Origin of the sequence: uncultured Roseovarius sp. (assembly GCF_947259555.1) — a bacterium.
Lineage (GTDB): Bacteria > Pseudomonadota > Alphaproteobacteria > Rhodobacterales > Rhodobacteraceae > Roseovarius.
The window spans coordinates 1-22,606 of sequence record NZ_CAMYMD010000035.1; the positions used below are offsets into that span (position 1 = coordinate 1).

Sequence of the window (22,606 nt, forward strand, 5' to 3'; positions counted from 1 at the left end):
CAATGAAACATCTAAACCAACATAGTGGCTCATGGTCGTTCTCCTTACGGCTTTTGATTGGTGAGGCTGATACTATCAGACCTCGTTCGCCATCGGAGAGCGACCACCGCGATCACACCATGTCATTAGAGGGCGTTGCTATAGATCACTGCTTTGGGCCAACAAACGCCTACAAAACATACCTCGACAAATCCGCCGAGCGCATCAGCTCGCCGAGGTTCTCCTCGACGAAATCCGCGTCGACGGTCACGGACTCGCCCGCGCGGTCGGGGGCGGTGAAGGAAAGCTCCTCGAACACCCGTTCCATCACCGTGTAGAGCCGCCGCGCGCCGATGTTCTCGACCGACTGGTTGACCTCGGCGGCGATGCGGGCGAGCGCCGCGATGCCGTCTTGGGTGAAGTCGACCGTCACCTCCTCGGTGCCCATGAGGGCGGTGTATTGGCGGGTGAGGGCGTTGTCGGTCTCGGTCAGGATGCGGACGAAATCAGCCTCGGTGAGGGCGCGCAACTCGACCCGGATGGGCAGGCGGCCTTGCAGTTCGGGCAGCAGATCTGACGGTTTGGCGATGTGGAAGGCGCCCGACGCGATGAAGAGGATATGGTCGGTCTTGACCGGGCCGTGCTTGGTGGAGACGGTGGTGCCCTCGATGAGCGGCAGCAGGTCGCGCTGCACGCCCTCGCGGGAGACATCGCCGCCGCGCGCGTCGGATTTGGCGCAGACCTTGTCGATCTCGTCGAGAAAGACGATGCCGTTCTGTTCGACGGATTCGAGGGCGGTGCGGGTCACGGCCTCATCATCCAGGAGCTTGTCGGCCTCCTCGCTGACCAGGAGATCGTGGCTGTCGGCGACGGTGATGCGCTTGGTGGTGGTGCGGTTGCCGAACGCCTTGCCGAAGATATCGCCGAGGTTCATCATCCCCATCTGGCTGCCGGGTTGGCCGGGAATGTCCATCATTCCGAGGGGGTTGGAGCTGTCGGAGATTTCGATCTCGATCTCGGTGTCGTCGAGCAGGCCGTCGCGGAGTTTCTTGCGGAACATCTCGCGGGTGCCCTCGCGGGCGTCTTCGCCTGCGATGGCGGTGATGACGCGTTCCTCGGCGGCCTGTTGGGCGCGGGTCTTGACGTCTTCGCGCATGTAGTCGCGGGTCTGGACGATGGCGCTGTCGACGAGATCGCGGATGATCTGTTCGACGTCGCGGCCGACATAGCCGACTTCGGTGAACTTGGTGGCCTCGACCTTGATGAAGGGGGCGCGGGCGAGTTTGGCGAGGCGGCGGGAGATTTCCGTTTTGCCGACGCCGGTGGGGCCGATCATCAGGATGTTCTTGGGGTAGACCTCGTCGCGCAGGTCATCCGAGAGCTGCTTGCGGCGCCAGCGGTTGCGCAGGGCGACGGCGGTGGCGCGCTTGGCGTCCTTCTGGCCGATGATGAAACGGTCAAGCTCCGAGACGATCTCGCGCGGGGTCAGGTCGGTCATTCAGCATTCCTTTACCGGTTTGTGCAGAGATACGCAGTGTGAGCGGGGATTTGAAGGGGGTTGATATTTGTAGCTGCAAAATGTAACTACACCTTGTCTCTAAAGTCGATTACAACGATGAGACGCTATCAGGGACTCTAATGGAGATTACTCATGGAAGAAGCACGGAATTTGAAGTTACTAAGGAACAAGTTGAATGTTCGAATGGAACGAGGACAAGCGCCGTCTTTCACTGAAGAAGCACGGTATCGACTTTCTTGACGCCGTCGAGATCTTCGAGACCGACTATCTCTGTCTCTCCGGCAGAAGCGATATCGAGATACGGGAAATCGCAGTCGGATATCTGAATGGAAGCTATCTCGCGGCAGTGTTCACGATGCGCGGCGAGACAATTCGGATCATCACAGTTCGAAAGGCAAGACGCGATGAGCGAGAAGCATATGACGCGTATGTCGCTCGACGAGATACGCAGGATGAAGAGCCAAACTGATTGGGAGCGCATCAAGGCGGCTCCGGATCATGAAGGCGAGCAGGAAATCGACGTTGACTGGTCCAAGGCGCGACTTGTGGAGCCCGAACCGAAGAAGCTGATTTCGCTGCGGATCGACGCGGACATCGTCGAGTTTTTCCGCAGCCAGGGCAAAGGCTATCAGACCCGCATGAACGCGGTGTTGCGGGCCTATATGGAGGCGGTCGACAAATCCGGTTAGGATTTCGCGATCTTCTCCACCGTCAGGTTGCCATTGGTGTAGACGCAGATATCGGCGGCGATGGACATGGCCTTGCGGGCGATGTCATCGGCGGAGAGGTCGGTTTTCTCCGCGAGGCCGCGGGCCGCTGCGAGGGCGAAATTGCCACCGGAGCCGATGGCGGCGATATCGTGCTCGGGCTCGAGCACGTCGCCCGCGCCGGTGATGACGTAAAGCTGATCGCCGTCGGTGACGATGAGCATCGCCTCGAGCTTTTGCAGGTATTTGTCGGTGCGCCAGTCCTTGGCCAGATCGACGCAGGCGCGTTGTAGCTGGCCGGGGGTGGCCTCGAGCTTGGTTTCGAGCCGTTCCAGAAGGGTGAAGGCATCCGCCGTCGACCCGGCGAAACCGGCCACCACGTCATAGCCGCCAGGCGAGAGGCGGCGCACCTTGCGGGCGCTGCCCTTGATCACGGTCTGGCCGAGGCTGACCTGCCCGTCGCCCGCGACGACGACCTCGCCGCCCCTGCGCACACCGATGATGGTGGTGCCGTGCCAACCGGGAAAATCGCTCATGTCAGGGCCTCCGTTCTGGTCCGCCCTATATGGAAGGGGCGGGAGATGGGTGCAAGGGCGACGTCACCCCAGCAGGTCGCGCGCGACCCGGTGAAAGATCTGCGCGCCTATGGGCAAGAGATCGTCAGGGAAGTCGTAATCGGGATTGTGGAGCGCGGCGTGATCGGTGCCTGCGCCGAGAAAGAGCATGGCGGATTTGGCCACATGGCCTAAGCGGCCGAAATCCTCGGAGGCGCGCATCGGCAGGCCGCTGTCGTCATGGGTGATGCGCAGGGCGTCGAGTGCGTTGCGCAGGATTTGGGTCGCATCCGGGTGGTTTTCGCAATGGGCGAAGATGTCGTGATAGGTGATCGTGTTGGTCAGGTTGTGCGCCTTTGCCGCATCCTGCACCAGCGTTTCGGCGGCCTCGTACAGCGCGGCCATGCGATCATCGGTGAGCGTGCGCAGCGTGACGTAGAGCGTGGCCTCGCCCGGGGCGATGCCGAAGGCGGGCGCGCCCATTTGTGCGTGGGTCACGGTGGCGAGAGTAAACTCCGCCTCTTGCGGTGTACCATGGCTGAGCGCGGTGAGGCGCGGCATCAGGCTACTGAGGGCCGCCATCGGCGAGGTGCCGTTTTCGGGCTCTGACGCGTGGGCGGATTTGCCGGTGAGCGTGACGCCCATGCCGCGCGAGGCGCAGTTGACCGGGCCGGGGATGAGGCCGACATGCCCAAGGGGCAGGCCGGGCATATTGTGCAGGGAAAAGGCGTAATCGGGTGTGATAGTCTCGAATACGGGGTCGGCCAGCACGGCGGCGGCCCCTGCCCCGGTTTCCTCGGCCGGTTGAAAGAGCAGCACGGCGCGGCCGCGTGCGGGGCGCTGTCGCGACAGGAGCCGTGCAAGCCCCATCAGCACTGTCATATGCCCGTCATGGCCGCAAAGATGGCCCTTGCCCGGACGGGTCGAGCGGTGTGGCAGATCGCCCTGCTCTTCGATGGGCAGTGCGTCAAGTTCGCAGCGAAAGAGCACCGTCGGGCCGCTTTCGGCCCCGGCATAGACCGCCGCCACGCCATGCCCGCCAAGGCCGGTCAGCAAGGTATCCGGCGGCGCGGCCTCTAGCGCCTTGGTGATGCGGCGCGCGGTCTCGCCTTCCTCGCCCGAGATCTCGGGGTGGCGGTGCAGATCATGCCGCAGTGCGGTCAGCTCGGCGATATCGGAATTGGTCAGACTCATGCGGCGATCATGCGTGTTTTGCGGGCAAAGAAAAGGGGCCGCGCGCTGCGCGACCCCAATCCACGAGGTGTTCTGAAAGCGTCAGATGCTCTCTTCGATCCAGCTTTGCAGCGCGGCCTTGGGGGCGGCGCCGGCGCGGTTCGAGATCACTTCGCCATTCTTGAAGATGAACAGCGCCGGAATGCCGCGCACACCCATGGCGACGGCGGAATTCGGGTTGCTGTCGACATCGACCTTGGCGACCTTGATCTTGCCTTCCATCTCGGTTGCCAGCTCTTCGAGGGCCGGGCCGATCTGCTTGCAGGGGCCGCACCATTCGGCCCAGAAATCCACCACGACGGGGATATCGGAATTTTTCACTTCGGCGTCGAAAGTGTCGTCGGTTACGGCAACGGTGGCCATTTGCATGTCTCCTAGCGGTCAGGGCTTCACGAGGTTAACTATGTAGCAGAGCCGGGCACGTCAAGCCACGGTAGTGGTTTCCAGCGCTTCTGTCACAAGATCGTGGGGGAGCGGCATGAGTGTGGCCGTGCGCGTCCAGAGGATCGCGGTTTCGATACGCCGGTCCGGGTAGAGTTGCGCCAACGCATGGGCATAGGCCCCCATCTGCCGCAAAAGGGCATCGGGACACTCGCGGGCCACATCGGGCACGAGCGCGTTGGTCTTGAAATCCACGGCCAGAACCCGCGCGTCTTCGATAATCAGCCGGTCGATGATCCCGTGGATGCGCCGCCCCTGCAACGCGTCCAGATTGGCGGTGATCGCCACTTCGGTCAGGGCACCGGGCGCAAAGAGCGCATGCAGGCCGGGCCGGATCAGCACTTTTTCGGCCTCGGCCAGAAGCAGCGCCAGCTCTTCTCCTGTCGCGGTGTCACCGCCATTCGACAAGAGCCGCGCCGCGGTGGCGGGCCAGTCCTGCGCGGGCACCGAGGGCAGAAACTCCAGCAGGCGGTGCACCTGCCGGCCGCGCCGTTTGGCCGCCTCCTCGTCCAGCCCCCGCTCTCCGGGGAGCGCCTTGGCGCCGCCCAGATCGGAGGGGCTGAGGGTCTTGTTTCGCGTAGGCGCCACCGCAGCGGTTCGATAGAACGGATCGAGCGCGATTGGGGCTGTCGTCTCTTGCGCGACCACCGCAGCTTCGGTCTCGGACCAGTGGCCGTGATCGAGACGCAGCCCCGGCCCGTGGTCGAACGCGTGGGGCTGCGCGCCCGCCGCCTCCATGCCGCGCTGCACCTTTTCGTACCAGGTGTCGCCCTGCTTGCCCAAATCGCCATGCGCGGCGACGATCAGCCATTTCTCGGCCCGTGTCATGGCGACATAAAGCAGGCGATCACGCTCGGCACTTTGTGCAACACGCCCGGCCTCCATGGCCTCGGCAATGGCGGCAGGCATGTCGTCCGCGCGCCCGGTCCAGAGCGCGGTGCCCTCTCGGGTCACGATCTGGGGCGCGGGGGGCATCCGCCATGCGCCACATTCCGGCAGGATCACCACGGGGGCCTCCAACCCCTTGGCGCCGTGCACGGTCATCACACGGATGCGGTTTCCGGCGCTGTCGAGCTGGCGTTTGATTTCGAGATCGTCGGTTTCCATCCAGACGAGAAAGCCTGTCAGGCTATCCACCGCGCGGCTCTCGTAGGCCATGGCCTGCGACAGCAGCGCGTCGATGCCATCCTCGGCCTCGGCGCCGAGCCGGGCCAGCAGCCTGCGCCGTCCGTCGTGACGCGTCAGAATGCGCTCGATCAGGTCGTAGGGGCGCAGGTAATCGGCGTGATCCAGCAGGTCGCGCAGCACGGTGATGACCGCGGGGAATTCTTCGCCCCTGTCGCGCAGCTCTTGCCAGAGATAGCGCCGCGCGCGGCCCTGTGCCAGAGCGTAGAGTTGCGACTCGGACCAGCCAAAGAGCGGCGATCTGAGCGCGGTGGCGAGCGCGAGACTGTCCTCGGGCGTGGCGAGAAACGACAACAGCGCCTCAAGATCGCGCACCGCGAGTTCGGCGCCGACCTTGAGCCGGTCGGCGCCCGCAATCGGCAAGCCCTGGACCTTGCATTCGCGGATGATCTCGTGAAACAGCGTCGAGCGGCGGCGCACCAGGATCAGGAAATCGCCGGGCTGCACGGCGCGAAAGCCGCTGTCGGATGCGGCATCGGGGAGCGCCTGCCGCGCCTCGACCATCGTCCGAATCGTGCCTGCCACGTGGCGTGCCAGAAGAATCGCCGGATCGTTGGTGGCGCGGATATCGACGGGTGAGTGCCAGGCGGGCGGCTCGTCTTCCTCGGGCTTTGCCACCACGGGCCAGAGATCGACACGCCCGGGCAGGCTGTCAAAGAATGCCTTGTGGCCCTCATCGGGGGAAAAACCGCTCTCCTCGCTCTGATCGAAGCAACAATCGACGGTCGTGAGAATGGCACCGGATGAGCGAAAGGAATAGGCCAGCACGCGGCTTTGCAAGGGGCTGCCGGTGGCGTTGAGGCGCGCGGCGAATTCGCGCTGCATCCGGTCAAATTCGCGCGGGTCGGCGCCCTGAAAGGAATAGATCGACTGTTTCTTGTCCCCCACCACGAAGATCGTGCGCGCCACGTCGGCGCGGGCGCCCGCACCGCTGGTGAATTCCTGCGCCAGCCGTTCGATCACTTGCCATTGCACCGGGCTGGTATCCTGCGCCTCGTCCACAAGGATTTGGTCGATCCCGCCATCGAGCCTGTAGAGAACCCAGGCCGCGACCGCCGGTTCGGTCAGAAGATCCCGGGCGCGCAGGATCAAATCGTCGAAATCGAGCAGGCCGCGCAATTGCTTGGCACGCTCATAGGCGGGCAGGAAGAGCTGTGCAAAGTCGTGCAGCGCTCGGGTTTTCTGCATGGCCATGAGCGCCATCCGCGCGGCGCGCGCGTCCTCGACGCGCAGCATCCATTGCTCGATCTGTGGCATGACCCCAGCGAGCGTGGCCTGCGTTGCCTTGGTGGGAAACGCCTCAAGCTTGGCGGAGAAAGGTGATTTCGCGCTCTTGCCGGTGAGAAACACCGACTCCAGCAGCGGCAGTGCGCCATTGTCGAGGGCCGTGATCTGCGCCAGTTTGCCTGCCGCCTTGATATCGTTGGCCGATCCTGCCCTGAGCGCGGGCATGAGTTGATCGAGAAGCGCTTGCTCATTGCCGAGAAACACCCGTTCGCGGATCGTATCGGCGCTCAGGTCTTCTGGCTGGTCGAATATCGCGGCAAGATCGGCATCGCTGCATGGCCGGGCAAAGCCGCTTCGGTGCCGCACCATGTCGGCGGTCAGTTTTTCAAGCGTTTCGCCCGAATAGTGCCGGGCCAACGCATAAAACGTGCCCGCGTCCGGCCCCGCAGCAAGGTCTTCGACGATCTCGGCGCGCAAGAGCGTTGCGGTGCGATCCTCCATCTCGGTGAATTGCGGTGTCACGCCCGCCTCAAGCGGGAAACGGCGCAGCAGTGCCGCGCAAAAGGAATGGATGGTCTGGATTTTCAGCCCGCCCGGTGTCTCGATGGCGCGCGCGAACAGGCGCCGCGCATCGCGCAAGGTCTGCTCTGTGATGGTCCCCTCGTGACCCAGCAGATCAAGCTCGGTGATCAGCGCGTCATCGGCCAGCATCGCCCATGCACCGAGCCGCCGGAAGAGCCGGTTCTGCATCTCGCTCGCCGCCGCCTTGGTATAGGTCAGGCACAGGATATGCTGCGGGTTGACGCCTTCCAGCAAAAGACGCGCGACACGATCGGTCAAAACCCGTGTCTTGCCCGATCCGGCATTGGCCGAGAGCCACGTCGAACGGTCGGGGCGCGCGGCATCGACCTGAGCCTGAGTGGCGGCGTCGCGCGCGGTCATTGGCCCACCTCCGAGGCGTCGGGCGGGTCGGTCATTTCCCATTCACCATAGCGCGCAAGCTGATCGTAATCGCCCTGATCAGCGGCATTTCTGGGTGCGCGGCGCGATGTATACCCCTGCGACGGCTCCATGTAGGCGGCAATCAGCGCGTGAAACTCTGCCCAGATTTTCTCGGGCGGCTCGGTGTCGAGCGGCGCCTCGACCTCCTTTGGCTCGCTGCCCAGCCCGATGAAAACCGCACGCGCCACACGGCTCGGCCCCATATCGCCAAATCCCGCCCTGTGGGCAATCGCGGCCTCGAGCAACAACTGCTTGTCAAAGCTGGTCTGCTCCTTGGTCGATGGCGGCGCGCCGGTTTTATAGTCGTAGATGTGCAACCGGCCCAGATCATCCAGATCGAGCCGATCCGCCTTGGCCGAAAGCGTAAAATCCAGATCGGGCATGGTCGCGCGGCCGCTGGCCTCGAAGGCGACCGGGCGCGCCTCGGCCCGGCGCCGGGCCTCGGTCTCGATGAACCAGTCGGCGACACGCTCCAACCGGGCGAGCCAAAGCGCGCGCGCCTCGGCCCAAGGCACTTTGTCTGCAAGAACCGCCTCGGCGTGACGCATGAGAGTGGCGTGGTTGCCATGCGCGCTATCGTCCAGCGTTTCGCGAATGAACCCTTCCAGGATCTCGTGCAAAACCGTACCCCTCAAGAGCGCGTCGGGCGTGCGCATCAGCGGATCGAGCGGGCGCAGGTTGAGAATATGACGGGCATAGATGGCATAGGGATCGCGGATCAACCGCTTGATTTCGGTCACGGTGAGGTGATCCGGGCGCGCGGCAAGCGGTGGACAGGGGGCCGGTCGCGGCGCGCGCGGCGCGTCACCCGGCTCTTCCAGAGCTGCTGCACGCTCCAGCCACAGGCCACCGCGCGCGCGCATCGCCGTAACCGCCTCTGGCCCGCCCTGCTCTGGCAAGCCACCCAGCAGGTTCATTATCCGGTTCAACCAGCGCGACACCACGGTTTCGGCATCCGCCGAACGTACCGAGCGGGTCAGCCAGACCTCGGGGGCCGCGACCGCCTGCTGGAAGTCATGCGCCGAGAGGCCGATGCGCCGCTCGGGCAACAAGAGCCCCGCCTGATGACGCAGCGCGCGATTGAGCCATGGATCTGGTGTGGGGGCCTCGGGCCAGCTGCCCTCGTTGAGGCCGGCGAGGATCAGGATATCGGCGCCCTGAACCCGCGCCTCGAGTGTTCCCCAGATCAAAATATGGGGATGCGGATCGACCGGGTTACGCACCTCGCGGGCGCTCAGGATGCCATGAAACAGGCTGGCATAGTCGGTCGCGCTCAGGGCCCCGGCAACACCCGCCTCGGCCTGCAACTCGGCGATGGCTTTTTGGGCCTCCTGCCCCGCATCCCTGAGCCAGAGCGTGCCGCTGCCCTCCTCCCGGCAGCCTTGTGCGATCTGCTCGGCCAAGGCGACATGCGCCGCCACAAGTGTGTCGAGAGATACCTCCCCGGACTGGTTCCGACCGATGAAACACGCGCACAGCCAATGCACCCAGTCCGGCGCGAGCGCATCCTTTTCGCTCGCGGCCCAGCTGTGCAGGCTGTCGGCGGTGGGATACGGCGGCCCATGGCGGCGCAGGTGGAGTTCCAGCTCGCGGGTGAGGCGCAGATGTGTGCCACGCTCTGTGCCCTGATGGGTCAGGGGGTGTTTGAGCAGGGTAAGCAGCGCCTCGGCGCTGAGCCTGTTGCGAAAGAGATCGGCCACGTGGCGCAGGAACCGCCCCGGCGCAGAGAGGTGTAGCGGCTGACCGGCACTGTCGTCCGGCAGGATATCCCAGCGGTCGAGCGCCGCCGTTACCTGCCGGGTCAACATCCGGTCGGGCGTGATGAGGGCGGCGGTGCGACCGTCCTCCGCCGCCTGCCGCAGTCGCATGGCGATGGCGAGCGCCTCGTGGCGCAGCGAGGGGGCCTCGACGAGCGTGATATCGGCCATCGCAGCGTCGATGTCGCGCAGGCGCGGCCCGTCGCGGAGCCATTGATCGGTAACAGGTGCCGGTCGCAGGGCGAGCGAAATCACCGCATTGCGCGCGGGATTTGGCGGGGCCGTTTCGCACCATCGCTGGATCTGATCGGGGCGCAAGCCCGCCCCGGCGGCCACTCGGCAAGAGCGGTATTGCGGATGGTCCTCGGACAGCATTGCATCACCCAGGCTGTCCCAGACCGGGGATGGCATGTCAAAATCATGGCCCGGCAGGATCACAGCGCCCTGCGGCAGCCGCGCCACGGCCTGCATAAGATGCTGCGTCGCCCCGCGCGAGCCGGTCGATCCGGCCAGAAGAACAGGATGCTCGGGCGGGGTTTCAGACCAGAGATCCGCAAGCCGTTCGATCACAAGCCGCTGCCGGGTCTCGACATCGGGGGCTGCCCCGCCCGCCTCGAAATAATGCTGTACGATGGCGAGAAAGGACTGGATGCGCGCCCAGTGGCCTGATTGGTCGCTGACATCCAGCGCCTCGATCACCTGCGGTGTGACCCCTTCGCCGTGCATTTCGTCCATCAACCCGGCAAGACTGTCGGCAAGGTCGAAAATCGCGCTGCGCGGGGCCAGATCCGGGGTGCGGTCCAGCAGGGCCGAGATCAGCTGGACCAGTTCCAGCCGTCGCCGCAGAGGCGGGACCGGGTCGGGGATATGGGCCAGATCCCACATCTCGCCCAGATCGGTCAGCAAGCTGATGCGCGGCAAGAGACAGGGCGGCCCCTGATCGAACAGATCCCGGATACGCCGCGCCATGCGCCGGGTATTAACGATCAGATGCACCCGCGCCAACGCTTCGGGCGGTTGTCCGGCGTGGCGCGCGCGCAGCCCCTCGACCAGAGCGCGCGGGAAATCCACGCCGGGGGGCACGCCAAAGAGGCGCGGGCGATCGGAGGGGTCAAACATCGTTCGCCCGCAGCATCGCCTCGGCCAGCGGTATCCCGTCCGGATGCCCGACATCACACCAGTGCCCCGGATACTCGACGGCGCAGAGCCGCCCCTCGGCCAGCATCGCATCCCAGAGCCGGTTGAGCGAAAAGCTATGCTCGGAAATGTCGGGCAACAGATCGGGCTTGATGATCTGCACCCCCGAGTAGATCGCGCCGGGCCCGCGCGTGGCGCGCAGATCCGGGCCGATCCGAAAATCCCCGGTGCCGGAATGGCCCGTGGCCCGCGCAGGCGGCACGCAGAGCAAGAGCGCGTCCATTCGGTCCGGCTCCCAAAGCCGGGCCAGTTGATCCAGCGGGTTCGGCCCGCGCCAGACCGCATCCGTATTCATCGTAAAGACCGGTCCGGGGCCAAGGAGCGGCAGGGCCGCGCGCAGCCCTCCGCCGGTCTCGAGAATATCGGGCGCCTCGTGCGACAGGCGCACATCGCGACCGGAGAGGTGCCGCTCCAGCATCTCGGGGAGATAGTGCAGATTGGCCACAACCGGCGCTGCGCCATGCTCTTTGACACGCGCCAGAGCGTGATCAATGAGCGGACGGCCGGCCACCTCGATCAATGGTTTGGGCCGATGGGCGGTCAAAGCGCCCATCCGCGTGCCGAAGCCGGCGGCAAAGAGCATCACGGGAAAGCTCATCGCGCGCACTGTCCGCGCAGGCGGTCCAGAACGTCTGGCGTCGGGGCGGGCAACACATCGCGCAGCAGTTCGGCCAACGGGGCGAGCGCCTCATGTGCCAGATCGCGCTGCAAAAGGCCCCACACCCGCGGGATGAGATCGACGTAATGGGCCTTGCCATCACGCATGCAGAGCCGTGCGAAGACGCCAAGAATACGCAGGTTCCGCTGTGCGCCAAGCACATGATAGGCGGCATTGAAGTGGACGGCATCCTGGCCCGTCGCGGCACAGTAGCGGGCGATCATTGCGGTTTCGAGATCTTGCGGGACGTCACGGCGCGCATCCTGAAGGACCGACACGAGGTCATAGGCGCGATGCCCGGACATCGCGTCCTGAAAATCGAGCAGCCCGACGCGGGCCACGCCGGACCGCTCGGGCAACCATAGCAGGTTTTCGGCGTGGTAGTCGCGCAAGACGATCACATCCGCAGCCCCGGCGCGCGCGCTCAAAAGCGCGTGCAACGCGTCAAGGGCCTGCGCACGCTGTGCACAGGGCGCCGCGATTGCCCCGGCGTAATACCAATCGAACACCAAGGCCGCCGTTTCTGTCATCGCCGCCGGTCCATAAGGCTTGAGCCCGGAGGGCGGGGGATGGCGGTGCAACTCGACCAAGAGATCGGTCGCGGCCGCATAGAGCGGCTCTTGTATGTCAGGGGCCTCGGGGATGACACGCGCAAAGAGAGCATCGCCCAGATCCTCCAGCAGGAGAAAGCCCTGCGCGTCGTCCTGCGCCAGAATGTGCGGGGCGCTCAGGCCGTGCTCCGCGAGGTGACCGGCGATCCGAACGAACGGGCGCACATCCTCGCCGCGCTCGGGCGGCGCATCCATCAAAACGGCGCTTGCGCCGGTCTCGCCATGCTTGAGCCGGAGGTAACGCCGGTTCGAGGCGTCGCCCGCCAGCGGAGCGATGGCGGCACCGGCCCAATCCGTGCCAGCGACGAACCCCCGGAGCAAAGCATCGCGGTCAGTCATGGAAAAGCCCCTTCAATCGTTGGGTCCACTTCTCATTCTGCCAGTCGGCATGCAAGAGACGCCGGTCCTCTGCCGCGCGATCCGTGCTGGCGTCAACAGTCTCGAAGGTGAGTGACAGGGCGTCCGCCGGGGTCAGATCACCCAGCCGGTCAGGCCATTCGACAAGGCATATCGCATCGGTAAAGGCGTCGGTCAGACCCAGCTCGACCAGTTCCAGCACATCGCCGACCCGGTAGAGATCGGCGTGCCAGATCTCGCCGGTCTTGCCCGGATAGGTCTGAACCAGAGTGAAGGTGGGCGAGGGCACATCCTCGGGGGTGGTCTGCAACGCCTGTATCAGGCATCGGGCGAAATGGGTCTTTCCGGCGCCAACGCCACCGGACAGGAGCAGCGTATCACCCGGCTGCACGCGCGGTGCGAGCGCCTGCGCGAACGCGCAGGTCGCATCGGGGCTGTCGAGGGGCAGAGCGGCGTGGTGATCGGGCATGGCCCGACACTACACGCGCCACGCCCGCCCGCAACCCGGATCAGTGCGCGTCTTGCCCGACCTTGTCACCGCGCACCGGGTCAACGCTCCTGAGACAAATCATGGATTGACCACGGCCAAGCGGAACCACACGCAGATCCGCGCCGTCTTGGCCGCGCGGGCCCACACGGTCCCGCAGCGTCGCATGCAGGGCCCGGGTTTCGATCTTTTCGGTGATTTCGGGCCAAAGCGCCGGGTCAGGGTAGCGGGCGTTGCAGGCCGCAATGACATCGTGCAGCCCCATGCCGGCAAAGCTCGTATCCGGGTCAATCCCCAACATGCGCCCGAAGCCACTGTTGCAGAACAGCAGGCGGCCATTCTGTGAAAGCACCGCGATGCCCTCGTCTAGCCGGTCGAGAACCGCTTGCCGGAGGCCCATCTGAATCCTGTGACGTCGGGTGGCGGACACTTCGCCAGAGATGTCCTCGAACAGGAAGGCCACTGCGCCATCGGGGTGTGGCCTGCCGGTGACCCGGTAGGTTTGCCCGGCAGGCAGGCTCCAGACCTCGTGATACAGGCCGCCTGTCGCGCTTTTGACCATGTCGAGAATCTGCCCCCGCCACGTTGCGTAATTCTTGGGTTCGGGCATCACCATCCGGTCGCGCAACGCATCGAAGAAGGCAAAAAGGCCGGGCCGCGCGCTGAGGAACGCGGGCGGCAGGCCGGTGAGGTCCGCAAGCGCCGGATTGAAGACCGCCAATGTCTCGGCGCGATCAAAAACCACCAACCCCGTGGTGAGATCCGCGAAGGTCCGGCTCAGGGTCTGGACAAAATCACGCTGCGATGTTTCGGCCCGCACAAGTCCTGTGACATCCTGCGCGAAGAGTAGCGTTTCACCCTCGGTTTCGGTCACGTGCACGTCATACCAACGCTCTGCCATGCCGCCCTGTTTGGGCACGGACAGCCGGGTCGCCACTGGCCGGTCCGTGTTCCCGGGCTGGCCGTCGACATTTTGCAAAGCCGCCGCATGCGCCGGGGGAAGGGCGCAGGCGGCCTCGTTTTCCCAAATCGTCTGTCTCTGGGCATCAAGGCTCCAGACCGCGACCGGCGCATGTTGCAAGGCCGTGGACCTGGCCTGCAACTCATTATGGATATACTGCGCGCCATGACGTGCGGCGCAATCCGGCACAACACCATCTTGCAGAGTGACCCTGAGTGTCCCGCAACTGCGCAACAGCGTAAGACGCGCCTCTCCCGGTACGTTTTCATGAAAACTCAGGGGATCCCCGTCCAACAGCCCGGAGGGATCAGGCGGCAACGCCCCGAACCGAAATGCCATCCACCGGCAAAATCGTGACCAATCGCTCTCGTCCGGGGCTCTGGACGCGGGCAGATCGAGCGTGGCCGCATCATGATCGACGAGCGCCTCGTCACAAAAGAGAAACGTCGTGCCCGGCTGGCGGTACGACGCGGCAAAACCGGCCCGCTCCTTTGGCAAGGTTTGTGCCAAAAGCCACAGGACCAGAACCGAGAGCCCGGCGGCAAGACCCGCGAGACCGGCCACATCCAGCGGCGAAAGATCAAACATTGGCGCACCTCCCGCAGTTTCGCATCACGAGAAGCGTGGGGGAAGTTGGTTAATGGCTGATTAATATCGTCAGGGTTCAGCCGCGAATGGGCTGGTTCTGACCGAGGCCGGGGCCTATCGGTGCCTTGGCGACCTCGATGACAGCGCGCGGCCACGTCACCTCGACCAGCGCGCCACTGCGTGCGGCGTGGTCAGCACGCGCCTGAAACGGCTCGGAGCCGTTGGCGAATGTCAGGTCGGCGCCGGATCGTTCCAGCAGTGTCTTGGCAATGAAGAGCCCCAGCCCCATGCCTTCGTATTCCGGGCGTTGCGGGTCGCTGACAGGCGCACGACGGCGAATGAACGGATCACCGATGCGCCCCAGCATGTCCGGCGGAAACCCGCGGCCGTCATCCACGATCCGCAATGTGATGAAGCTATCGTCCCAACCGCTCTCGATCCAGACATTCTCGCGGGCGAAATCCACCGCGTTCTGGATCAGGTTACGCAGCCCATGGATCACCTCGGGACGCCGCAATACGGTTGGCTGGGTGACGGGGTCCTGTGTGCCATGGTCGAAATGAATGCGCTTGCCGCGGTCCACATGAGGCTCTGCGGCCTCTTCTATCAAGGTGGTCAGAGGGGCCCGGCGCAGGTGCAGATCGTCCTTTCCAGCCCGGCCCATCGACCGCAGGATATCGCGGCAACGATCCGCCTGCTCGCGGATCAGCAAGGCATCGTCGCGCAACTCGGGATCATCGGCAAGCTCTTCGGCCAGTTCGGCGCTGGTCAGCTTGATTGTCGCAAGCGGCGTGCCCAACTCATGCGCGGCTGCGGCGACGACACCTCCAAGATCGGTCAGCTTCTGCTCGCGCGCCAGTGCCATCTGCGTGGCCTGGACCGCATCCGACATCGCCTGCATCTCCTGCACGATCCAGCGCGAGTAGACCCCGAGAAAGAGCACCGCGATCACGATGGCGACCCAATTGCCCAAAAGGAACACATACGGCACGCGCAGCACAAACCCCTCCTCGGTGCGCAGCGGCAGGTAAAACTGCATCAGGAGTGTCACGATCACCAGCGCCATCATCCCCAGAAACGCGGTCGAACGCCCCGACAGGGCCGAGGCCGAGACCGTCACCGGCCCCACGATCAAGATCGAGAACGGGTTGTGCAAACCGCCGGTGAGATAGAGCAACAGCCCCAGTTGCAGCATGTCGAACAGCACCACCAGCAAGGTATCCTGCTCGGACAGGCGCTTGTTCTCGGCAAAGACGAAGCCGGCGACAAGATTGCTGGCCACGGACACGCCGATCACCAGGAAGCAAAGCCCCATTTCCAGATTGAGGTGGTACACCCGATCCGCGATGATCAGCGCCGACGCTTGCCCGACGATCGCCCACCAGCGCAGAACGACGAGCGTGCGCAGGCGGATCCAGTTGCCGCGCTCGCGTGATTTGAACAGACCGGTGTCGTGATCAGCCATATAAGCGCCTGCGTCCCATTGCATGCCGGGGAGGGGATGTTACATAGGGCGAAAGTTGCACTCGCCCGCCCGGAACGCAAGGACATCCACATGACCCGTCTGATCGCCGCCGCTGCCGCCATCGTCGTCATCGCCGGCTTGGGCATCACGTATTTCATGGTCATGGGCCAGGCCGGCGACGACAGGTTTGCTCAATGCCGTGCGTCCAACGTGGCGGGCGGCGCATCGCAGGTCGGCGGTCCGTTCGAACTGGTGAGCGAGACCGGCGAAACGGTGACGGACGAAGACGTGATCGACAAGCCGACCTTGATCTATTTCGGCTATACGTTCTGCCCGGATGTCTGCCCGCTGGACAATGCCCGCAATGCCGAGGCGGTGGACATTCTGGAAAGCCGGGGCGACATGGTGAAGCCGGTCTTCATCTCGATCGACCCCAAGCGCGACACGCCCGAGGTGATGGCCGAAATGACAGATTACCTGCATCCCCGCATGGTTGGCCTTACGGGTAGCGAGGATCAGGTGCGCGCCGCGTCAAAGGCCTATCGGACCTACTACCAGGCCCATGAGCCAAGCGAGGGTGAAGAGGACTTTTATCTGGTGGATCACTCCACCATGACCTATCTGACCCTGCCGGAACATGGCTTTGTCGAGTTTTTCCGCAGAGATGTAACCGCAGAGCAAATGGCTGATCGCGTTCAGTGTTTCATTGACGCAAGCTAGAATATTGCGTTTGTTTGACGCATGTGGGGCCGAGGGCTAGAACCTTTGGCAATCGCGCGCAACAGGAGGAGCGGCATTGGCAGAGGATATGCAGGGTATCGGTGAGGACAGGACGCTTCTGCTGGTCGACGATGACGAGCCGTTTCTGAAACGTCTGGCCAAGGCCATGGAACGACGCGGGTTTGAGGTCGAAACCGCCGACTCGGTCGCGGCGGGGCGTGCGATTGCCACGGCGCGGCCCCCGGCCTATGCCGTTTGCGACCTTCGGCTGGAGGATGGCAATGGCCTCGACGTGGTCGAGGTGATCCGGGAAAAGCGGCCTGACAGCCGCATCGTGGTGCTGACGGGATATGGCGCGATCGCCACGGCCGTGGCTGCCGTCAAGATCGGGGCGACCGATTATCTGTCAAAACCCGCCGATGCCACGGATATCACGAACGCGCTCTTGGCAAACGGGTCCGAGCTGCCGCCGCCACCCGACAACCCGATGAGTGCGGACCGTGTCCGATGGGAGCATATCCAGCGCGTCTATGAGCTGTGTGACCGCAACGTGAGCGAGACGGCCCGCCGCCTCAATATGCATCGACGCACCTTGCAGCGTATCCTTGCCAAGCGCTCGCCGCGCTAGGCAAGGCGGCCCGTCGGCGTTGCGACAGAACACCAAGATTGCGGAAGCATACGCGACAGTATACGTAAATCACTAAGACTGTTTCTTATATGCGCGTATATATGAACATGAGCGGCCGCTTTGGGCATCAAGGTCGGGTAACGGGGACACACATCTTTTGGGGGCATGGCAGTCATACAGAATGCGATTGCGCCGCAAACGGGCCAAGATCCGCGCATTTCGCAAGCATTTTTCGCTGACACCAGTGGTCAACCGGACTGACCAGATCCGGCCCGGCGATGTCTTATTGTTTTCCACGCTGCGGGACGAGCATATCCGCCTTCCTTATTTCCTGCGTTATTACCGCGATCTGGGAATCTCGCATTTCATCATTGTCGACAATAACAGCACCGATGGCGGTGCCGAATATCTCGCCGAGCAAAACGATGTTTCGCTCTGGTCCACCAAATCGAGCTACAAGCGAGCGCGGTTCGGTGTGGACTGGCTCAACTGGCTGCAACAGAAATACGGCCACGGGCATTGGACGCTGGTGGTCGATCCGGACGAATTTTTCATCTACCCGTTTTGCGATACCCGCCCGATCCGTGCCCTGACCGACTGGCTCGACACGTCGCAGGTGAAATCGTTTGGCGCGATGCTGCTGGACATGTACCCGAAAGGCCGGATTGACGCGGTGCCCTATCAGCCGGGCCAGAACCCGATGGAGATTGCCGCGTGGTTTGATCCCGGTAATTATCTGATAAAGAAAAATAAATTTTATGGAAATCTGTGGATTCAGGGCGGACCAAGGGCGCGTGTTTTCTTCCCCGACAATCCCAAGAAGGCACCGGCGCTCAACAAGACGCCGCTGATCAAGTGGGATCGGCGTTATGCTTATGAAAGCTCGACCCACATGGCGCTGCCGCGCGGTCTCAACCTCACCTATGACGAATGGGGGGGCGAAAAGGCGAGTGGTATCCTGCTCCATGCCAAGTTTCTCGACACGTTCACGTCCAAGGCCGCCGAGGAGTTGACCCGCCGGCAACATTACTCGGGCAGCGTCGAGTACAAGGCCTATGCCGAAGTTGTTAAGGACAATCCCGAACTTTGGTGCAAATGGTCGGAAAAATATATAAACTGGCGACAGTTGGAAATACTGGGTCTGATGTCCAAAGGGAACTGGGCATGAGAAAAAAGGCAGCAGGCGCATGACAGTGGGCATCATCATGTTGGTGCATACCGCCTTTGGCCGCGCCGAACAGGTGGCGCGTCATTGGGCTGCGTCCGGCTGTCCGCTGGTCATCCATGTCGACCGCGCCGTGCCGCGAAAGACATACAGCGCGTTCGTGAACGCGCTGTCGGATATGCCCGATGTCCGTTTTGCGTCACGCCATCGCTGCGAATGGGGCACTTGGGGCCTTGTTGCGGCAACGCAGGGCGCCGCCGAGATCATGCTGCGCGATTTTCAGGATGTTCGGCATGTCTATCTCGCGTCCGGGTCCTGCCTGCCGCTGCGCCCGGTACAGGAACTGCTCGACTATCTCGCCAAGCGTCCGCATACCGATTTCATCGAGAGCGCCACCACAGCCGACGTGCCCTGGACCATCGGCGGCCTTGATCGGGAAAGGTTTACGCTCCGGTTCCCCTTTTCCTGGCGCAAGAACAGGTATCTGTTCGATAAATACGTGGCTTTGCAGCGTTTGGTCCGGTTCCGGCGGCATATTCCCAACGGGATTGTCCCGCATATGGGCAGCCAGTGGTGGTGCCTGACGCGACAGACCCTCTCAGCCCTGCTGGTAGACCCGGACAGGCGCATCTATGATCAGTATTTTTCCAAGGTCTGGATCCCTGACGAGAGCTATTTCCAAACGCTTGCGCGTTTGTATTCCCGGCAGATCGAGAGCCGGTCGCTCACGCTTTCGAAATTCGACTATCAGGGAAAGCCGCATATATTTTACGATGACCATCTCCAGCTCTTGCGGCGGTCCGACTGCTTTGTCGCGCGCAAGATCTGGCCCTTTGCCAACCGGCTTTACGAGGCGTTCCTGACTGATCAGGCGGGGGCCATGAAACGGACGGAACCGAATCCCGGCAAGATCGACCGTATTTTCGCCAAGGCCGTCGAGCGGCGGACGCGCGGGCGTCCGGGCCTTTACATGCAAAGCCGCTTCCCCGTGGAGGGGCGTGAAAACGGGCTCACCTGCGCGCCTTACTCGGTGTTCGAGGGGTTCAGCGATCTTTTCGAGAATTTCGAGCCGTGGTTGGCGCGCATGACAGGCATGCGGGTGCATGGGCACCTCTTTGCGCCTGATCGCGCGCGGTTCTCGGATGGGCAGACCGTGATGAACGGCGCACTGTCAGACAGCCCGACCCTGCGAGACTACAACCCGCGCGCCTTTCTTGCCAGCCTGATCTGGAACACGCGCGGCGAGCGGCAATGCTTTCAGTTCGGGCCGCGCGATGTGATCGAGCATATCGAGTGGGATATCGCCCGCGACCCGAATGCCCAGATCTCGGTTATCTCGGGGGCTTGGGCCGTGCCACTGTTCAAGTCCAATGCCAATTTCTCTGATATCCGCCGCGAGGCGGCACAGCTTCAGCGGAACGAGAGCAAGCATCTTGAAGTGCTGCGCTCGCAATGGATCAAGGCGCGCGTGCGGATCTGGACAATGGCCGAGTTCATCGAGGCGCCGATGGAGCCGTTGCAGACCATCATCGACGAGATCGGACAGCAGAACCTGCGAGGTCTGGCCGAGGTGCCGCGCATGGCGGATCTGTCCGGCTTTGGCCAATTCCTCCAGAACCTCAAGAATCAGGGCATGCACCCCTATTTGATGGGCGATTTCCCGGTCGAACAGGGCCCGCCCGAGGCAAAGCCCAACCCCCGCAAACCCTATCTGGTGCGATAAACCTGAATGACATCCTCTTTTGATTATTTCGTGGTGTTCGCTGAGATGCGCACCGGGTCCAACTTTCTGGAAAGCAACCTGAACGCCTTTGACGGGATCGAATGCCATGGCGAGGCGTTCAATCCGCATTTCATCGGCTATCCCAACAAGACCGAGCTGCTCGGGATCACTCAGGCGGAGCGCGACGAGGTGCCGGAGCGTGTCATTGGCGCGATCAAGGGTCAGTCGAGGGGCATCGGCGGCTTTCGCTTCTTTCACGATCACGATCCGCGCGTTCTGGGCCCCGTGCTCGACGATCCGCGCTGCGCCAAGATCATCCTGACGCGCAACCCGGTCGACAGCTATGTGTCGTGGAAGATCGCGCAAGCCACGGGTCAGTGGAAGCTGACCAATGTCAAACGCCGCCGTGACAGCCAGATCACCTTTGACAGTGCCGAATTCGAGGATCATGTCGCGCGCTTGCAGGAGTTTCAGGTGCAGTTGCTCAATCGGCTTCAGACCAGTGGTCAGACGGCATTCTATCTTGCCTATGAGGATTTGCAGAACGTCGACGTCATGAACGGGCTCGCGCGGCATCTGGGGTGTGAGACGCGGCTGGACGCGCTCGATGCCTCGCTCAAGAAACAAAACCCCGAACCGCTCGAAAACAAGGTGTCCAACTTTCAGGAGATGGAGCGGGCACTGGCCGGCATTGATACGTTCAACCTGACGCGCACGCCCAATTTCGAGCCGCGACGCGGCGCGGCGGTGCCCGGTTTTGTGAGCGGCGCGCGCGCGGCACTGTTGTTTATGCCGGTGCGCTCCGGGCCCGAGGCCGAGATCCGGCAATGGCTGGCCACCCTCGACGGGGTATCCGAAGAGACACTTCCCACCAAGCTCAACCAAAAGGCGTTGCGTCAGTGGATGCGGCGCAAGGCCGGACACCGGCGTTTTACCGTGTTGCGCCACCCTGTTGCGCGGGCCCATGCGGCGTTTTGCGAAAAGATCTTGGTCAAGGGACCGGGATGTTACCGCGATATCCGCCGCACCTTGCGCAACTTTCACAAGCTGCCGATCCCCGGCGGCGCGCTGGATGAGAGCTATGATCGTGCCGCCCATCGCACGGCGTTCGCGGCCTTTCTGGTGTTCCTCAAGGCCAATCTGGCCGGGCAAACCGGCATCCGCATCGATGCGCATTGGGCCACACAGGCCACGGTTCTGGAAGGAATGGCGCAATTCGCCCTGCCTGACATGGTCATACGCGAGAGCGAAATGGCCGGCTATCTGGCCGCGCTTGCGCGGCAGGTTGGCTATGCCAAGCCGCCTGCGCCGCCTGCCGTGGCATCGGGCGAACCTTTTGATCTGGCCGATATATATGACGCTGAAATCGAGGCGTTGGCGCGCGACGCCTATCACCGCGATTACCTGGCTTTCGGCTTTCGCGACTGGGCCTGAACCGGGCGCTCGTGCGCTCCGCAGGGCCTGGCGCCAAGCCTTTGGGTCAATGCACCCTCTGCCGAAGCTGCCGCGGCGTGGTGCCGTAATGCTGCCTGAGTGCGCGGGTCAGCGCCGCTGGTGACTCGTAGCCGCAGCGCAGGGCGATCTCGGCCATTCCAAGACGGCTGTTCTCGACCAGTTTGCGGGCGGCTGCCAACCGCAAATGGCGGTAAACCGCACCCGGCGGCGCGCCCAGCCCGGCCCTGAACCGACGGTCGAGCGTGCGCGTCTGGCACGACAGACGCCGCGCCAGATCGGCGAGGCTCAACGGGCGTTCCACATGGTCGCGCATAAGCCCAAGCGCCCGCCGCAACAGCGGATCTCCGACAACGTCGCCCTCCTGAGCGGGCGCGACCGGCGGGTCGCCATGCATGAAGAGCGCCTCGACATCAATCCGAACCGCCATGCCCAGATGCGTGCTGATCAGGCCCAACGTCATATCCAGAGCTGACATGGCACCCGCGCAGGTCAGTCGGGGACCATCGCGCAGGACGCGCGCCCGCTCGGCCGTGATCGACAGAAACCGCTCGGTAAACGCATCGAGCAAATCCCAATGCACCGTCGCGCGCCTGCCATCCAGAAGCCCCGCCGATGCGAGCAGCCACGGGCCCGAATCCAAGCCCACCATCACCTGCGCGCGCCGCGCGGCCACCTGCAAGGCGCGCCGTGTCGCGGCGGTGTCGTGCCGCTCGTGATCATAACTGGCGAGAACGAGCATGTAATCGCAGGCTGTCAGCGCGCCTAGCGCATCGTGCGGCACCACCTCGAGACCGCTGGATGAGCGCACCGGCGCCCCGTCGGGCGTCAGGATGTGCCAGTCAAACCCACGCCGGGGCGCCAGGGTATTCGCCGCGCGCAACGGCTCCAGACAATTGGCGAGGCACAGGTTCGAGAACCTGTCAAAGAGCAGGATCGCGATACGCGTCGGGGTTTCGCTTGGTTTTGTCCATTCAGGCATGATTTTTG

19 protein-coding genes are annotated in these 22,606 nt (G+C 63.6%); 7 read left to right on the forward strand and 12 right to left on the reverse strand.

Features of this window, described 5'->3' with window-relative positions; genetic code table 11:
- Positions 1-169: 169 nt before the first annotated feature.
- Entirely contained in the window at positions 170-1,477 is a 1,308-nt protein-coding gene (gene hslU, locus Q0X85_RS06175) for an ATP-dependent protease ATPase subunit HslU (protein ID WP_297770445.1), read from the reverse strand.
- Positions 1,478-1,673: 196 nt separating this feature from the next.
- On the opposite strand from hslU, the gene Q0X85_RS06180 reads away from it, so the two are divergent.
- Both Q0X85_RS06180 and Q0X85_RS06185 read left to right on the forward strand, forming a co-directional pair.
- Positions 1,674-1,967 (forward strand): BrnT family toxin, encoded by a 294-nt coding sequence (locus Q0X85_RS06180; protein WP_297770447.1) that lies wholly within the window; start codon positions 1,674-1,676, stop codon positions 1,965-1,967.
- The gene (locus Q0X85_RS06185) at positions 1,951-2,187 is read left to right on the forward strand and encodes a BrnA antitoxin family protein (RefSeq protein WP_297770449.1); all 237 of its coding nucleotides are present in this window, start codon (positions 1,951-1,953) and stop codon (positions 2,185-2,187) included. The genes Q0X85_RS06180 and Q0X85_RS06185 overlap by 17 nt, the downstream gene beginning before the upstream one ends.
- Here Q0X85_RS06185 and hslV read toward each other — a convergent pair.
- The 10 genes from hslV to regB form a co-directional block, all read right to left on the reverse strand.
- Positions 2,184-2,741, reverse strand: coding sequence for an ATP-dependent protease subunit HslV (gene hslV, locus Q0X85_RS06190; protein ID WP_297770451.1), 558 nt, complete (start codon positions 2,739-2,741; stop codon positions 2,184-2,186). The genes Q0X85_RS06185 and hslV overlap by 4 nt on opposite strands.
- A gap of 63 nt (positions 2,742-2,804) precedes the next feature.
- Positions 2,805-3,953: an amidohydrolase gene (locus Q0X85_RS06195; RefSeq protein ID WP_297770453.1), complete on the reverse strand. Its 1,149-nt coding sequence runs from the start codon at positions 3,951-3,953 to the stop codon at positions 2,805-2,807.
- 81 nt (positions 3,954-4,034) lie between these two features.
- Positions 4,035-4,355 carry a thioredoxin gene (gene trxA / locus Q0X85_RS06200; protein WP_080457567.1) on the reverse strand — a complete coding sequence of 107 codons (321 nt, stop codon included), beginning with the start codon at positions 4,353-4,355 and terminating at the stop codon, positions 4,035-4,037.
- Between the two features lie 60 nt (positions 4,356-4,415).
- On the reverse strand, positions 4,416-7,787 hold the full coding sequence (addA, locus tag Q0X85_RS06205; protein ID WP_297770458.1) for a double-strand break repair helicase AddA: 3,372 nt from the start codon (positions 7,785-7,787) through the stop codon (positions 4,416-4,418).
- Positions 7,784-10,723, reverse strand: coding sequence for a double-strand break repair protein AddB (addB, locus tag Q0X85_RS06210; RefSeq protein ID WP_297770460.1), 2,940 nt, complete (start codon positions 10,721-10,723; stop codon positions 7,784-7,786). The genes addA and addB overlap by 4 nt, the downstream gene beginning before the upstream one ends.
- Positions 10,716-11,399 (reverse strand): nucleotidyltransferase family protein, encoded by a 684-nt coding sequence (locus Q0X85_RS06215; protein ID WP_297770462.1) that lies wholly within the window; start codon positions 11,397-11,399, stop codon positions 10,716-10,718. The genes addB and Q0X85_RS06215 overlap by 8 nt, the downstream gene beginning before the upstream one ends.
- Positions 11,396-12,409 (reverse strand): phosphotransferase, encoded by a 1,014-nt coding sequence (locus Q0X85_RS06220; RefSeq protein WP_297770464.1) that lies wholly within the window; start codon positions 12,407-12,409, stop codon positions 11,396-11,398. The genes Q0X85_RS06215 and Q0X85_RS06220 overlap by 4 nt, the downstream gene beginning before the upstream one ends.
- Positions 12,402-12,896 carry a tRNA (adenosine(37)-N6)-threonylcarbamoyltransferase complex ATPase subunit type 1 TsaE gene (gene tsaE / locus Q0X85_RS06225; RefSeq protein WP_297770467.1) on the reverse strand — a complete coding sequence of 165 codons (495 nt, stop codon included), beginning with the start codon at positions 12,894-12,896 and terminating at the stop codon, positions 12,402-12,404. The genes Q0X85_RS06220 and tsaE overlap by 8 nt, the downstream gene beginning before the upstream one ends.
- Before the next feature lie 40 nt (positions 12,897-12,936).
- On the reverse strand, positions 12,937-14,463 hold the full coding sequence (locus Q0X85_RS06230) for a PAS-domain containing protein (RefSeq protein ID WP_297770469.1): 1,527 nt from the start codon (positions 14,461-14,463) through the stop codon (positions 12,937-12,939).
- Between the two features lie 76 nt (positions 14,464-14,539).
- Entirely contained in the window at positions 14,540-15,928 is a 1,389-nt protein-coding gene (regB, locus tag Q0X85_RS06235) for a sensor histidine kinase RegB (RefSeq protein WP_297770471.1), read from the reverse strand.
- A gap of 90 nt (positions 15,929-16,018) precedes the next feature.
- Here regB and Q0X85_RS06240 point away from each other — a divergent pair, with 90 nt between their 5' ends.
- The 5 genes from Q0X85_RS06240 (at position 16,019) to Q0X85_RS06260 (ending at position 21,598) form a co-directional block, all read left to right on the forward strand.
- The gene (locus tag Q0X85_RS06240; protein WP_297770472.1) at positions 16,019-16,648 is read left to right on the forward strand and encodes an SCO family protein; all 630 of its coding nucleotides are present in this window, start codon (positions 16,019-16,021) and stop codon (positions 16,646-16,648) included.
- Positions 16,649-16,724: 76 nt separating this feature from the next.
- Positions 16,725-17,276, forward strand: a complete 552-nt coding sequence (locus Q0X85_RS06245) for an ActR/PrrA/RegA family redox response regulator transcription factor (protein WP_297770473.1) — start codon at positions 16,725-16,727, stop codon at positions 17,274-17,276.
- Between the two features lie 181 nt (positions 17,277-17,457).
- Positions 17,458-18,444 carry a glycosyltransferase family 2 protein gene (locus Q0X85_RS06250; RefSeq protein ID WP_297770475.1) on the forward strand — a complete coding sequence of 329 codons (987 nt, stop codon included), beginning with the start codon at positions 17,458-17,460 and terminating at the stop codon, positions 18,442-18,444.
- Positions 18,445-18,463: 19 nt separating this feature from the next.
- Entirely contained in the window at positions 18,464-20,164 is a 1,701-nt protein-coding gene (locus tag Q0X85_RS06255; RefSeq protein ID WP_297770477.1) for a beta-1,6-N-acetylglucosaminyltransferase, read from the forward strand.
- Positions 20,165-20,170: 6 nt separating this feature from the next.
- A complete protein-coding gene (locus Q0X85_RS06260) occupies positions 20,171-21,598 on the forward strand; it encodes a nodulation protein NodH (RefSeq protein ID WP_297770479.1) in 1,428 nt (475 codons plus the stop codon).
- A 46-nt stretch (positions 21,599-21,644) separates the two neighbouring features.
- Here Q0X85_RS06260 and Q0X85_RS06265 read toward each other — a convergent pair whose 3' ends face one another.
- Positions 21,645-22,598: a GlxA family transcriptional regulator gene (locus tag Q0X85_RS06265; protein WP_297770481.1), complete on the reverse strand. Its 954-nt coding sequence runs from the start codon at positions 22,596-22,598 to the stop codon at positions 21,645-21,647.
- Between the last annotated feature and the right edge of the window lie 8 nt (positions 22,599-22,606).

Coding starts and splice junctions, on each gene's coding strand:
- Q0X85_RS06220 (WP_297770464.1), bottom strand. CDS start 12,409: ATGACTGACCGCGATGCTTTGCTCCGGGGGTTCGTCGCTGGCACGGAT.
- tsaE (WP_297770467.1), bottom strand. CDS start 12,896: ATGCCCGATCACCACGCCGCTCTGCCCCTCGACAGCCCCGATGCGACC.
- trxA (WP_080457567.1), bottom strand. CDS start 4,355: ATGGCCACCGTTGCCGTAACCGACGACACTTTCGACGCCGAAGTGAAA.
- Q0X85_RS06260 (WP_297770479.1), top strand. CDS start 20,171: ATGACATCCTCTTTTGATTATTTCGTGGTGTTCGCTGAGATGCGCACC.
- Q0X85_RS06215 (WP_297770462.1), bottom strand. CDS start 11,399: ATGAGCTTTCCCGTGATGCTCTTTGCCGCCGGCTTCGGCACGCGGATG.
- Q0X85_RS06185 (WP_297770449.1), top strand. CDS start 1,951: ATGAAGAGCCAAACTGATTGGGAGCGCATCAAGGCGGCTCCGGATCAT.
- regB (WP_297770471.1), bottom strand. CDS start 15,928: ATGGCTGATCACGACACCGGTCTGTTCAAATCACGCGAGCGCGGCAAC.
- addA (WP_297770458.1), bottom strand. CDS start 7,787: ATGACCGCGCGCGACGCCGCCACTCAGGCTCAGGTCGATGCCGCGCGC.
- hslU (WP_297770445.1), bottom strand. CDS start 1,477: ATGACCGACCTGACCCCGCGCGAGATCGTCTCGGAGCTTGACCGTTTC.
- Q0X85_RS06250 (WP_297770475.1), top strand. CDS start 17,458: ATGCGATTGCGCCGCAAACGGGCCAAGATCCGCGCATTTCGCAAGCAT.
- Q0X85_RS06230 (WP_297770469.1), bottom strand. CDS start 14,463: ATGTTTGATCTTTCGCCGCTGGATGTGGCCGGTCTCGCGGGTCTTGCC.
- Q0X85_RS06195 (WP_297770453.1), bottom strand. CDS start 3,953: ATGAGTCTGACCAATTCCGATATCGCCGAGCTGACCGCACTGCGGCAT.
- hslV (WP_297770451.1), bottom strand. CDS start 2,741: ATGAGCGATTTTCCCGGTTGGCACGGCACCACCATCATCGGTGTGCGC.
- Q0X85_RS06265 (WP_297770481.1), bottom strand. CDS start 22,598: ATGCCTGAATGGACAAAACCAAGCGAAACCCCGACGCGTATCGCGATC.
- Q0X85_RS06255 (WP_297770477.1), top strand. CDS start 18,464: ATGACAGTGGGCATCATCATGTTGGTGCATACCGCCTTTGGCCGCGCC.
- addB (WP_297770460.1), bottom strand. CDS start 10,723: ATGTTTGACCCCTCCGATCGCCCGCGCCTCTTTGGCGTGCCCCCCGGC.
- Q0X85_RS06180 (WP_297770447.1), top strand. CDS start 1,674: ATGTTCGAATGGAACGAGGACAAGCGCCGTCTTTCACTGAAGAAGCAC.
- Q0X85_RS06240 (WP_297770472.1), top strand. CDS start 16,019: ATGACCCGTCTGATCGCCGCCGCTGCCGCCATCGTCGTCATCGCCGGC.